Source organism: Streptomyces sp. CA-251387, from assembly GCF_050936625.1.
Classification (GTDB): Bacteria; Actinomycetota; Actinomycetes; order Streptomycetales; family Streptomycetaceae; genus Streptomyces.
This window is the reverse complement of record NZ_JBNJMJ010000002.1, coordinates 217296-230079: the sequence shown is the minus strand read 5'-3', so window position 1 is coordinate 230079 and position 12784 is coordinate 217296. Positions and strand designations below refer to the sequence as shown.

Genomic DNA, 12784 nt, shown 5'->3' with positions numbered 1-12784 from the left:
TCTCGAGGCATACGAATTGCTTAGCATTGAAGGCCTTTTGAGTGCTGGTGCCGGGGGAAGGTTTCGAACCTTCATGCCCCCAAACTGGGGGCATCCGACCAAAACAGTCGGACGCGTCTGCCAATTCCGCCACCCCGGCTTGCGCTTTCAAAGCTAACAGCCGCCCGGACTCACGTGAAGCCTGAAATCCTATTCGCAGGAAAACTGAGTACGACATACCCAGGCAGGCTCAAAGCGATCTGACACGGCGGCTGTAGTTCTTGATCGTCCGCCTGTCCGCGATGTTGGTGCGGCCGTCTTGGCGGTGGACGCCGATGGCGAGGTGGCGCAGGCTGGCCATGGTGCGGGGCAGGTGAGCAGGGCGGATCTCGGAGTCGTCCTCGCGGAAGGTCCGGTCGCGTACGTGGTGGAGCAGGTTCTCGATGTGCCAGTGGCTCCTGATTCAGGTGGCGAGTTGCTCGCCGGTGGCCTCCCCGGGCGGCAGACTGGTGATCAGGTAAACGCGTTCGATGGTGAGCTTGCCGGTGCCCAGCTCGCGGCGCCAGCGCACGATTTGGAGGGCCTGGCGGGCGTCGGGGTAGTCGAGGTGGCGGAAGGCGGCCATCTTGAGGCGACGGATCTCCATGCAATGGTGGGCGCGAGTGCGGTCGTAGTGGTCGAACGCGATGTCCCGCCAGGGCAGCGTGCGGACGCTCTTGAACAGGCCGGGGTGGTTCTTCTTGACGACGGCGAGGTAGTGCGCGCCACGTTCGCTCAGGTAGGCGCCCTGGTTGTGCCGGGTGGGCCGGGCGTCGGCGGTGATCTCGTTGCTCTTGTCTGCGACCTGGCGCTGGGCGAGGACTTCCCCGGTGGGTTCCATGGCGGCCAGCAGGGCTGTCACGGGCAGTCGGGGGTGAGGTGCCGCTGGGGGAGGGGGTCGACGGGCGCGGAGGAAGGCGCTGATGGCCTTGTCCAGAGCGTCGCCGTCGAGCCGGGCCAGCAGCCAGCAGGCGGCGCACGGTGCCCGGGTGCGGCACGGCCAGGCGGCCGGTCAGCGGATCGCACGCGAAGCCCAGGGCGCGCAGTGCCCACCGGCGCGTCCGCGATCCACTCGCTGAGCGCGGTCAGGGCGGGCGCCGGCCAGCACGCTCGCGGCCACCGCGCCCAGAGCGCGGCCAATGCGCAACGGCGGCCTCGCTGGTCACGCGGATCGGGTAGCAGTTCCAGGAAGCCGCGCAAACAGACGGCGTCAGCGAGAGGAGCCGGGGCATCGACGTGGACCAGTTGCTCCAGCACAGCGGGCGTGAGGGAAGATGCAGGGCCTGGCACGGGCTCGCTCGGTGGCCAACGGACTCGACCCTCACATAATCATCGGGACCGTGCCTGTGCTGCTTCCCAGGCCCGTCAGAGGACATGACGTCACGTCACACGCGAACCGGACCAATCGCGATCCCGCACAGACCCTGGGACCAAAGCGATCTGAGTACCACATACCCAGGCAGGCCCAAAGCGATCTGAATATTTTTGGTTGCATCCTTATTGGCTAACAGGAGGAAATCCTGTGAGTAAGCAGTGCTCGATATACCTGACCTATCCTCCCGTGTCCAGTGTCTGGCATATCCCCATGGGCACCGCCTATCTTGCTGCAGTCCTTGAACAGCACGGGCATCGCGTCGTTCAGCACTACGGCCATATCGAAGCCGTCGAGTACGTTCTGAGACGACACGGGGGCGAGTCGGTCGATCAGGCACTGCGCACTGTTCGCGACCCTGCGGCCTCGATTCTGCAACGCTATGACGCACGTGTAGTCTTTGAGAGGGTATCGGCGAGAGTCGCATCGCCATCCGAATCTTTCGCGGTCGAACGCAACAACGTGCGATTGGACTCACGAGAATTCAAGGGTGACATCAGCGAGCTTCACCGCGTGCTCAAAAGTCGCGAGCAGTACCTCTTCTACGACTATTTCACCGAAATCGAAATCTCGCGCATCCGTGCCGCCGCCCCGGACGTGGTTGGCATCAGTGTAGCTGACGAGCGCCAACTAGTAGGTGCCTGTGTGCTCGCCTCTCTCATTCGAGAACACAATCCAAAAATACGGATTTTCATGGGCGGCAACTACTGGTCCCGAACCATGAATGCCTACCACGATCCGGAATTCGCGAATCTATTCAACCACTGGGACGCCATCGTTTACGCCGAGGGCTTCCAACCAATAGTCGACCTGGTCGAAGGAGTGGAGGCGGCGAGTGTGCCCGGGGTGGTGTGGCGCGACCGGGACACCGTGCGGGTCAACCCGCGCACCACTGCACCTGTCGACTTCGATGCGCTACCCACCCCCGTTTTTGATCAAGGAATCCGCCAGTGGTGCCCCGACTTTGTGCCTCCGCTTTATACGATGTCCAACTGTCCGATGCGGTGCGGGTTCTGCTCAATCGCCGCGGGCAGCGACACCTTCCTACATAAACCTCGAGCGATGTCCGAACGCCGTGTCGCCGAACACATACAGGCGCTAGGCGTCGAACGTGTCGACTTCGTCGACGAGTACATGCCCATCACTCGGCAGATCAAGATAGGCCGCGAGTTGGCGCGTATCGGGCATCATGCCACCTGGCAGTGCTACCTCACCGCAAATGATCAATTGCTTAACCCGGACACTTGTCAGGCAATGGCCGATGCAGGCTGCCGGGCCGTCCAACTCGGCCTGGAATCCCTCGACCCTCAAACCCTGCGTCAGGAAGCCAAGCCTTGGAACCACCCGACTAACTACGGTCGCATTCTCGCAAACTTGCACAAGGCCGGAATCCAGGTGCACGTTTTCATCATTGTCGGCGTGCCCGGCGAACCGATCAACCGATCGCTCAGCTGGCTACCTTTCCTCGAAGAACACGGTGAGCACATCCTAACTATCAAGTCCAGCCGCTATCGGCTCACCCGGCGCGCCCCGGACGAACGCGCTGCCGCTGCCCACCAGCTGCTGGGCGTCGAGGTGGTTGGGAAAGACCACCAGCTACTGAACCTCAACCGCGACCAGTTCCGATACACCACCGACAATCTGAGCCGTAAACGCGTCGAAGCAATACGAGACCTTCTCGAAGAAAGCTGCCGCCGGCATTGGGCATACCAAATTACGTCTACGCTGCCCTGGTGGATCAACCGTGGACGCTTCACCTTGCCTCAACTGCGCGCTGACGCCGAGTTGCTTCGCGCCCAACGCCCGCCTGAACCTTCCATCCCAGCTGGCCACCTCAAGAGGGGACTCTCCAAGATTACCAGTGCTCTGCGAGACGAAATAGGAATCAAAACCGTACTGACCTCCTACCAGGATGCCCGAGATGCCGCTGCCCGCTTGCGCGCTGAAGACTGAGCTTCTTCAGCGTGGCCACTGAACCTCTTTCATCCTGAATGGTCGCAGGCCAGGAGGGTGTGGATGGCTTGGACGGTGCGGCTGATGCGGCGGGTGGAGCAGCGTGCTTTGCGGAGGATCCGCCAGGCCTCGTACTACAGCCTCAGATCATGTGATTGGTGATCGGTGCTGACCGTTGTCCGGTCATACTGATGGATGTGAGTGCGGAGCACGTCGGGGACTGGGCGGAGGAACTGGCCGCTCTGATGGTTGGATTGGGGCATCTGTTCGCTTGGCCGGAGCCGCGGGAGGTGTTCGCGGATCTCATTGAGGGGCTGCTGTCGGTCCTGGGTCGCAAGAACGGCTAGACGATGGCCGGGCGGGCCGGGCATGCCACTCCGCACCGGATCCAGAAGTTCCTGGGTGAGGCGTCCTGGATGCGGAAGCGCTGTTGGCCGAGGTGCAGGCGTATGTGGTCTGGAAGTTGGGGGATCCGGACGTGACGCTGGTGCTGGACGACACGCAGTCCGCAACTGCCAGGTGATGGTGATGCTCACCTACGCCGCCGCGCGCGGGCACACCTTCTTCGACCGGCGCCCTGCCGTTTTCCTGGGTGACCGCGGACGCGGACTACGGCACGTGAGCAGTGCACTCGCTGATCTCGAACCCGGCAGCAATCTTCGCCAGGGTGGTGTCCTCGCGCAGGTACACCGGTTCCGCCATCGCGCGTTGAGACGGGCGGAGCTGCAGCGCCGGTCACCCTCACGGGTGACGACGAGTGCGGCAGGATAGATGACCAACGAGGCCCCCGAGCAACGTGGTTGAGACGTCAGACATCTCGATCAACAGCTCGGGGCCTCGCTCGTTGCGCTTCCTGAACCGTCACCTGATCGGTGGCCAGCTCGAAGAAGCTCAAACTTGTCGCTCAGACGTCAGTCCGAGCGGCATGCTGACAGGGCCACCATCAGCAGTTTCGCCGCTTTTGCCGATCCGGGTAGTGGTTACTCAGGTCCGTGCGAAGTGGGTAGCGCAAGGTGATTTGTAGGAGGCACCGATCCGGTCCGGGAGCTGCTCCAGACATCGCGGAGCAGGGCAATTCGGAGGTGATCGTTGTGTCCGTCACTTCAACCAGTCGGCCGCCCCGGGAGACCCTGCCGGAAGCGGCGAAGAGGCGGCGTTCCGGCGACGCGTGGGTGCCGGTCGGCACTGCCGTTTCGCGCAGATTCCGTGGTGGCGGGGGCGCGGCCTCCGAGCACGTCCGCCAATGATCAGCCAGCAGCCGCTGCAACCCCAGGGAGTGTTGTGTCTCGTCGTCTGTTCACCTCGGAGTCCGTGACCGAGGGTCACCCCGACAAGATCGCTGACCAGATCAGTGACACCATTCTCGACGCACTGCTGCGGGAGGACCCCTCCTCTCGTGTCGCCGTGGAGACCTTGATCACCACTGGTCTTGTGCACGTGGCCGGCGAGGTGACGACGAAGGCGTGGGCCGACATGCCCACGCTGGTGCGCGACAAGCTCCTCGAGATCGGTTACGACTCCTCGAAGAAGGGGTTCGACGGCGGCTCCTGCGGTGTCTCGGTGTCGATCGGTTCGCAGTCTCCCGACATCGCTCAGGGTGTCGACACGGCGTACGATTCGCGGGGCGAAGGTGCCGCCGTGGGCAGGGAACCGGACGAGCTGGGCCGGCAGGGCGCGGGTGACCAGGGCCTGATGTTCGGGTACGCGTGCGACGAGACCCCCGAGCTGATGCCGCTGCCGATCTACCTCGCGCACCGACTCTCCCGCCGCCTGTCCGAGGTCCGCAAGAACGGGACCATCCCGTACCTGCGCCCGGACGGAAAGACCCAGGTCACCATCGAGTACGACGGCGACAAGGCCGTCCGCCTCGACACCGTCGTGATCTCCTCCCAGCACGCCTCCGACATCGACCTCGACTCGCTGCTTGCGCCCGACATCCGCGAGTTCGTCGTGGAGCATGTCCTGAAGCAGCTCGTCGAGGGCGGCATTAAGCTGGACACCTATGGCTACCGGCTGCTAGTCAACCCAACCGGCCGCTTCGAGATCGGCGGTCCGATGGGCGACGCGGGCCTGACCGGCCGCAAGATCATTGTCGACACCTACGGCGGCGTGGCCCGCCATGGTGGCGGCGCCTTCTCCGGCAAGGACCCATCCAAGGTCGACCGCTCCGCCGCCTACGCGATGCGCTGGGTCGCCAAGAACGTCGTGGCCGCCGGCCTCGCCTCCCGCTGCGAGGTCCAGGTCGCGTACGCGATCGGCAAGGCCGAGCCGGTGGGCCTCTTCGTGGAGACCTTCGGCACCGCGACAGTCGACACCGAGAAGATCGAGAACGCCATCGCCGAAGTCTTCGACCTCCGCCCTGCCGCGATCATCCGCGACCTCGACCTGCTCCGCCCGATCTACGCCCAGACCGCGGCGTACGGCCACTTCGGCCGCGAGCTCCCCGACTTCACCTGGGAGCACACGGACCGCGTCGACGCGCTGCGCGCGGCGGCGAAGTCCGCGACCCCGGCCTGACGACCCGCCTGGGCGCCTGTGCCGCCCGCACCCCTCACGACCTCACAGGAGAGCTCTCGTGCGCATCGCGGTGACAGGATCCATCGCCATGGATCACCTCATGGTCTTCCCCGGCCGATTCAGCGACCAACTGCTCCCCGACCAGCTGGAGCACATATCGCTCTCTTTTCTCGTCGACATCCTCGAGGTCCGGCGCGGCGGTGTGGCGGCCAATATCGCCTACGGCCTCGGCGGCCTCGGACTTGCACCGCGCCTCGTCGGATCGGTCGGCATGGACTTCGCCGAGTACCGGGTGTGGCTCAAGAAACACGGTGTGGACACTGGCGATGTGCAGGTCTGTGCGGATCATCAGACCGCCCGTTTCATGTGCATCACTGACCGGGACGCCAACCAGATTGCGTCGTTCTACGCCGGTGCCATGGCAGAGGCGGCGCGGATCGATCTGGGCCCGCTGGTCAGCCGTGACGGGGGCGTGGATCTCGTTCTCATCTCGCCCAACGACCCCGTGGCAATGGTCCGCCACACCGAGCAGTGCCGCGAACTCGGCCTGCCCTTCGCCGCCGATCCCTCCCAGCAGCTCGCCCGGCTCGACGGCGACCAGACCCGCTCCCTGGTCGATGGTGCTTGCTGGCTCTTCACGAACGAGTACGAGGCTGCCCTGTTGCGCCAACGTAGCCAGTGGACGGACGACGAAATCCTCGACCGCGTCGGTACCTGGGTCACTACCCTCGGGGCCGACGGCGTCCGGATCGACCGCAAGGGCCAGCCGACGCTGTCTGTTCCGGCCGTCCCCGACGTCCGCCCTGAGGACCCCACCGGAGGTGGAGACGCTTTCCGCTCCGGGTTTCTGGCCGCGATCAGCTGGGGCTTGCCGCTGGGGAGCGCCGCCCAGCTCGGCTGCGCGATGGCCGTCCTGGCCCTCCAGGCTGTCGGCCCACAGGACTACGAGGTCCGCCCTGCCCTGCTGCTCAGTACCGTGGAGCGCGTCTACGGCAGCAGGGCGGCCAAACTGCTCGCCCCTGCCCTACGGGAGCCGCGATGACGGGCGCTCGCGCCAGCGCCCTCCGTGCGGCGCTGGCCACCCGTGTCGTTGTCGCCGACGGGGCGATGGGCACGATGCTCCAGGCGCAGGACCCCACCCTCGACGACTTCCAGAACCTCGAGGGCTGCAATGAGATCCTCAATGTGACCCGCCCTGACATCGTCCGCTCGGTCCACTCCGCCTACTTCGAGGTCGGCGTCGACTGCGTCGAGACCAACACCTTCGGAGCGAACTTCGCCGCGCTGGGGGAGTACGACATCCCCGAGCGGGTGTACGAGCTGTCCGAGGCTGGCGCCTGTATCGCCCGTGAGGTCGCCGACGAGTACACCGCCTCCTCGGGACAGCAGCGCTGGGTGCTCGGCTCCATGGGCCCCGGCACCAAGCTGCCCACCCTCGGCCACGCCCCGTACACCACGCTGCGCGACGCCTACCAGCAGAACGCCGAAGGCATGATCGCGGGCGGTGCCGACGCGCTGCTCGTCGAGACCACCCAGGACCTGCTGCAGACCAAGGCCTCGATCATCGGTGCCCGCCGAGCCCTGGACGCCACCGGCACGAACCTGCCGCTGATCTGCTCGGTTACCGTCGAGACCACCGGCACCATGCTCCTCGGCTCCGAGATCGGCGCGGTCCTCACCGCCCTGGAGCCGCTCGGCATCGACATGATCGGGCTGAACTGCGCCACCGGCCCGGCCGAGATGAGCGAGCACCTGCGCTACCTCGCCCGCCACTCTCGCATCCCGCTCTCCTGCATGCCGAACGCCGGTCTGCCGGTGCTCGGGAAGGACGGGACGCACTACCCGCTCTCCGCCACCGAGCTGGCCGACGCCCAGGAGACCTTCGTCCGCGAATACGGACTCTCCCTGGTCGGCGGCTGCTGCGGCACCACCCCGGAGCATCTGCGCCAGGTCGTCGAGCGCGTCCGTGACCTCGCCCCGACCCGGCGCGAGCCGCATCCCGAGCCGGGCGCCGCCTCGCTCTACCAGACCGTGTCGTTCCGCCAGGACACGTCGTACATGGCGATCGGCGAGCGGACGAACGCCAACGGCTCGAAGAAGTTCCGCGAGGCCATGCTGGAGGGAAGATGGGACGACTGTGTGGAGATGGCCCGCGACCAGATCCGCGAAGGCGCCCACATGCTCGACCTCTGCGTCGACTACGTCGGCCGCGATGGCGTCGCCGACATGGAGGAGCTGGCTGGCCGTTTCGCGACCGCGTCCACGCTCCCCATCGTGCTGGACTCAACCGAGGTCGATGTCATCCGCGCCGGCCTGGAGAAGCTCGGCGGCCGTGCCGTGATCAACTCGGTCAACTATGAGGACGGCGACGGGCCGGAGTCCCGGTTCGCGAAGGTCACCCGGCTGGCGCAGGAGCACGGCGCCGCTCTCATCGCGCTCACCATCGACGAGGAGGGCCAGGCTCGCACCGTCGAGAAGAAGGTCGCCATCGCCGAGCGGCTCATCACGGACCTAACCACCAACTGGGGCATCCACGAGTCCGACATCCTCGTCGACACGCTGACCTTCACTATCTGCACCGGTCAGGAAGAGTCCCGCAAGGACGGCATCGCCACGATCGAGGCCATCCGCGAACTCAAGCGCCGCCATGCCGAGGTGCAGACCACCCTGGGCCTGTCCAACATCTCCTTCGGCCTCAACCCGGCCGCCCGCATCCTGCTCAACTCCGTCTTCCTCGACGAATGCGTGAAGGCGGGCCTCGACTCGGCGATCGTGCACGCGGGCAAGATCCTCCCGATCGCCCGCTTCGACGACGCGCAGGTCACCACCGCCCTGGACCTCATCTACGACCGTCGCTCCGAGGGCTACGACCCTCTCCAGAAGCTCATGGAGCTGTTCGAGGGGGTCAACACCAAGTCGCTCAAGGCCGGCAAGGCCGAGGAACTCCTCGCGCTGCCGCTGGAGGAGCGCCTTCAGCGCCGCATCATCGACGGTGAGAAGAATGGCCTGGAAGCCGACCTCGACGAGGCCCTCCAGGACCGGCCCGCCCTCGACATCGTCAACGACATTCTCCTGGAGGGCATGAAGGCCGTCGGTGAGCTGTTCGGCTCCGGCCAGATGCAGCTGCCGTTTGTCCTGCAGTCTGCCGAGGTCATGAAGTCCGCGGTGGCCTACCTGGAACCGCACATGGAGAAGGTGGCCGACGGCCAGGGAGGGGTGGGCAAGGGCACCATCGTGCTCGCCACCGTCCGCGGCGACGTCCACGACATCGGCAAAAACCTCGTGGACATCATCCTCTCCAACAACGGCTACAACGTCGTCAACCTGGGCATCAAGCAGCCCGTCTCCGCGATCCTGGAAGCCGCCGAGGAGCACAGGGCCGATGTCATTGGCATGTCCGGCCTCCTGGTGAAGTCCACCGTGATCATGAAGGAGAACCTGGAGGAGCTGAACCAGCGCAAACTGGCCGCCGAGTACCCGGTGATCCTCGGCGGCGCGGCCCTCACCCGCGCCTACGTCGAGCAGGACCTGCACGAGATCTACGAGGGCGAGGTCCGCTACGCCCGCGACGCATTCGAGGGCCTGCGCCTGATGGACGCCCTGATCGCGGTCAAGCGCGGCGTCCCGGGCGCCGCCCTTCCCGAGCTCAAGCAGCGCCGGGTCCGGGTTACGACGGCCGCGGTCGTCGACGAGGGCGTCGCCGAAGGAGCCGTACGCTCCGACGTCGCCACCGACAACCGCGTCCCCGAGCCGCCCTTCTGGGGCACCCGGGTCGTCAAGGGCATCCAGCTCAAGGAGTACGCCTCCTGGCTCGACGAAGGCGCGCTGTTCAAGGGTCAGTGGGGCCTCAAGCAGGCCCGTACCGGCGACGGCCCCAGCTACGAGGAGCTGGTGGAGACCGAGGGCCGTCCGCGGCTGCGAGGCTGGCTGGACCAGCTGCACACCCAGAACATGCTGGAGGCGGCCGTCGTCTACGGTTACTTCCCCTGCGTGTCCAAGGGCGACGACCTGATCCTGCTCAACAACAACGGCTCCGAGCGCACCCGCTTCACCTTCCCGCGCCAGCGACGCGGCCGCCGGCTGTGCCTCGCCGACTTCTTCCGCCCGCAGGAGTCCGGTGAGCGCGACGTCGTCGGGCTGCAGGTCGTCACCGTCGGCTCGAAGATCGGCGACGCCACGGCCAAGCTCTTCGCGTCCGACTCGTACCGCGACTACCTCGAACTGCACGGACTCTCCGTCCAGCTGGCCGAGGCGCTCGCCGAGCACTGGCACGCCCGGGTCCGCGCCGAGCTCGGCTTCGCCGCCGAGGACCCGGCGGACGTCGAGGACATGTTCGCGCTGAAGTACCGAGGCGCCCGCTTCTCCCTCGGTTACGGAGCGTGTCCGAATCTCGAGGACCGAGCGAAGATCGCGGAGCTGCTCGAACCCGAGCGGATCGGCGTCAAGCTCTCCGAGGAGTTCCAGCTTCACCCCGAGCAGTCGACCGACGCGATCGTCATCCACCACCCCGAGGCCAGCTACTTCAACGCGGGAGGACGCTCATGACCACCCTCGCGAGATCCACGCGAGTGGCACGCCCACCTCCTCCTTCGAGTTCTTTTCCCCGAAGACCGCGGCGGGCAGCCGCACCCCGTGGCGCGCGATCCGCGGTATTGAACCGCTGGCTCCCACCTTCGTCTCCGTCACCTACGCCTACGGGGCGGGCGGCTCGTCCTGCGACCGCACGGTTGCGGTTACCAAGCGGATCGCGGCCGAGACGACGCTGCGGCCGGTCGCCCGGTTGTCGGCCATTCAGTGGCCGAGCTGCGGCACATCATCGGCCAGTACGCGGATGCGGGGATCCGGGACGTACTGGTGCTGCGCGGCGATCCACCCGGCAAGCCGAAAGGCGAGTGGATGCCCCATCCGCGGGGATTCACCCACGCCCACCAGCTCGTCGAGCTCGTTCGCGAGCTGGGCGACTTCACCATCGGTGTGGCCGCGTTCCCCGAAGGGCATCCACGGTCGGAATGCCCGACGAGGACATCCGGCACTTCGTCACCAAGTGCAGGGTCGGCGCCGATTACACCGTCATCCAGATGCTCTTCCACGGCGAGGACTATCGCGGCTGCACGACCGGGTTGCCGCAGCGGGCTGTGACACCCCGATCATCCCCGAGATCATGTTGGCCACCGACGTCCGCCAGATCCTTCGTTTCGCGCAGCTCAGCGATGCAGCCTTCCCCGAGGACCTCGCCCCACCGCCTGGAGGCGACGCGCGATGACCGGGCCGCTGCCCATCGCATCGGCGTCGAGTACGCCGCCGCCATGGCCGAGCGCCTTCTCGCCGAAGGCGCCCCCGGACTGCACTACATCACCCTCAACCGTTCCACCGCAGCCCTCGACATTCACCGCGAGGTCATGACTACAAGGAGCCTCCATGCCCGCTGACTTCACCGACTTCAAGGTCGCCGACCTCTGTCTCGCCGAGTTCGGCCGCAAGGAGATCACCCTCGCCGAGCACGAGATGCCCGGCCTGATGTCGATCCGCAAGGAGTACACGGCTTCGCAGCCGCTCGCCAGAGCCCGCATCACCGGCTCCCTGCACATGACCGTGCAGACCGCCGTCCTCATCGAGACCCTGGCCGCTCTGGGTGCGCAGGTCCGCTGGGCGTCCTGCAACATCTTCTCCACCCAGGACCACGCCGCCGCCGCCATCGCCGTCGGCCCCAACGGCACGCCCGACAACCCCCAGGGCATCCCGGTCTTCGCCTGGAAGGGCGAGACCCTGGAGGAGTACTGGTGGTGCACGGAGCAGGCACTGACCTGGCCGAACACCCCCACCGGCGGCCCGAACATGATCCTGGACGACGGCGGTGACGCCACCCTCCTCGTCCACAAGGGCGTCGAGTACGAGAAGGCCGGCGAGGCCCCGGACCCGTCCACCGCGGACGGTGAGGAGTCCGGCTACATCCTCACCCTGCTGAACCGCACCCTCTCCGAGAACCCCCAGAAGTGGACCCAGCTATCCTCCGAGATACGCGGCGTGACCGAGGAGACCACGATCGGTGTCCGCCGCCTGTACGAGATGCAGCGCGACGGCACCCTGCTGTTCCCGGCGATCAACGTCAATGACGCCGTGACCAAGTCGAAGTTCGACAACAAGTACGGCTGCCGCCACTCCCTGATCGACGGCATCAACCGCGCCACCGACACCCTGATCGGCGGCAAGACCGCGGTGGTGTGCGGTTACGGCGACGTGGGCAAGGGCTGCGCGAAGTCGCTGCGCGGGCAGGGCGCCCGTGTGATCGTCACCGAGATCGACCCGATCTGCGCGCTGCAGGCGGCGATGGACGGCTACCAGGTCACCACCCTGGACGAGGTCGTCGACAAGGCCGACATCTTCATCACCACGACCGGCAACAAGGACATCATCATGGCCTCGGACATGGCCCAGATGAAGCACCAGGCCATCGTCGGGAACATCGGCCACTTCGACAACGAGATCGACATGGCCGGCCTGGCCAGGGTCCCGGGCATCGTCAAGGACGAGGTCAAGCCGCAGGTGCACACCTGGACGTTCCCCGACGGCAAGGTGATCATCGTCCTGTCCGAGGGGCGTCTGCTGAACCTGGGCAACGCCACCGGTCACCCGTCGTTCGTGATGTCCAACTCCTTCGCGGACCAGACGCTGGCCCAGATCGAGCTGTTCACCAAGCCGGACGCCTACCCGACCGGTGTGTACACGCTGCCCAAACACCTGGACGAGAAGGTCGCCCGCCTGCACCTGGACGCGCTCGGCGTGAAGCTGACCAGGCTGCGTCCCGAGCAGGCCGCTTACATCGGCGTCGCGGTCGAGGGCCCGTACAAGCCGGACCGCTACCGGTACTGACGCACCGGTACGGGCGCAGACGCTGCCAGCCAGGGCGACGTCGTGGGCGATATC

At 66.1% G+C, this 12784-nt stretch carries 7 protein-coding genes, 1 tRNA gene and 3 pseudogenes; 7 read left to right on the top strand and 4 right to left on the bottom strand.

Features of this window, described 5'->3' with window-relative positions; translation table 11 throughout:
* Positions 1-45: 45 nt before the first annotated feature.
* Together ACQEV2_RS42725 and ACQEV2_RS42720 are read right to left on the bottom strand one after the other, a co-directional pair.
* A tRNA-OTHER gene (locus tag ACQEV2_RS42725) sits at positions 46-139 on the bottom strand.
* Positions 140-442: 303 nt separating this feature from the next.
* Positions 443-859, bottom strand: coding sequence for a hypothetical protein (locus ACQEV2_RS42720; protein ID WP_433055821.1), 417 nt, complete (start codon positions 857-859; stop codon positions 443-445).
* Between the two features lie 744 nt (positions 860-1603).
* Between ACQEV2_RS42720 and ACQEV2_RS42715 the strand changes: the two genes are divergently transcribed.
* Positions 1604-3343: a B12-binding domain-containing radical SAM protein gene (locus ACQEV2_RS42715; RefSeq protein WP_433055818.1), complete on the top strand. Its 1740-nt coding sequence runs from the start codon at positions 1604-1606 to the stop codon at positions 3341-3343.
* 29 nt (positions 3344-3372) lie between these two features.
* On the opposite strand, the pseudogene ACQEV2_RS42710 reads toward ACQEV2_RS42715, so the two are convergent.
* Positions 3373-3474, bottom strand: a pseudogene (locus ACQEV2_RS42710) (IS5/IS1182 family transposase); the annotation flags it as partial.
* A 27-nt stretch (positions 3475-3501) separates the two neighbouring features.
* On the opposite strand from ACQEV2_RS42710, the gene ACQEV2_RS42705 reads away from it, so the two are divergent.
* The gene (locus tag ACQEV2_RS42705) at positions 3502-3690 is read left to right on the top strand and encodes a hypothetical protein (protein WP_433055815.1); all 189 of its coding nucleotides are present in this window, start codon (positions 3502-3504) and stop codon (positions 3688-3690) included.
* A 271-nt stretch (positions 3691-3961) separates the two neighbouring features.
* Here the strand turns inward: ACQEV2_RS42705 and ACQEV2_RS42700 are convergent.
* Positions 3962-4155: pseudogene (locus ACQEV2_RS42700) on the bottom strand (hypothetical protein); the annotation flags it as partial.
* A gap of 469 nt (positions 4156-4624) precedes the next feature.
* Between ACQEV2_RS42700 and metK the strand changes: the two are divergent.
* The 5 genes and pseudogenes from metK to ahcY all read left to right on the top strand — a co-directional run bounded on the left by metK (position 4625) and on the right by ahcY (position 12730).
* Complete coding sequence (gene metK, locus ACQEV2_RS42695; protein ID WP_433055813.1) at positions 4625-5860, top strand: methionine adenosyltransferase; 1236 nt, start codon at positions 4625-4627, stop codon at positions 5858-5860.
* A 58-nt stretch (positions 5861-5918) separates the two neighbouring features.
* Positions 5919-6902, top strand: coding sequence for a carbohydrate kinase family protein (locus ACQEV2_RS42690; protein WP_433055810.1), 984 nt, complete (start codon positions 5919-5921; stop codon positions 6900-6902).
* Positions 6899-10405: a methionine synthase gene (gene metH, locus ACQEV2_RS42685; RefSeq protein WP_433055807.1), complete on the top strand. Its 3507-nt coding sequence runs from the start codon at positions 6899-6901 to the stop codon at positions 10403-10405. Before ACQEV2_RS42690 ends, metH begins: the two co-directional genes overlap by 4 nt.
* Before the next feature lie 13 nt (positions 10406-10418).
* Positions 10419-11289 (top strand): annotated as a pseudogene (locus tag ACQEV2_RS42680) (methylenetetrahydrofolate reductase).
* Positions 11279-12730 (top strand): adenosylhomocysteinase, encoded by a 1452-nt coding sequence (gene ahcY / locus ACQEV2_RS42675; protein ID WP_433055804.1) that lies wholly within the window; start codon positions 11279-11281, stop codon positions 12728-12730. Before ACQEV2_RS42680 ends, ahcY begins: the two are co-directional and overlap by 11 nt.
* Positions 12731-12784: the final 54 nt, after the last annotated feature.

Bases quoted from the DNA above. Each gene is read 5' to 3' on its own strand.
- metH (WP_433055807.1), top strand. From the start codon at position 6,899: ATGACGGGCGCTCGCGCCAGCGCCCTCCGTGCGGCGCTGGCCACCCGT.
- ahcY (WP_433055804.1), top strand. From the start codon at position 11,279: ATGCCCGCTGACTTCACCGACTTCAAGGTCGCCGACCTCTGTCTCGCC.
- ACQEV2_RS42715 (WP_433055818.1), top strand. From the start codon at position 1,604: ATGGGCACCGCCTATCTTGCTGCAGTCCTTGAACAGCACGGGCATCGC.
- ACQEV2_RS42720 (WP_433055821.1), bottom strand. From the start codon at position 859: ATGGAACCCACCGGGGAAGTCCTCGCCCAGCGCCAGGTCGCAGACAAG.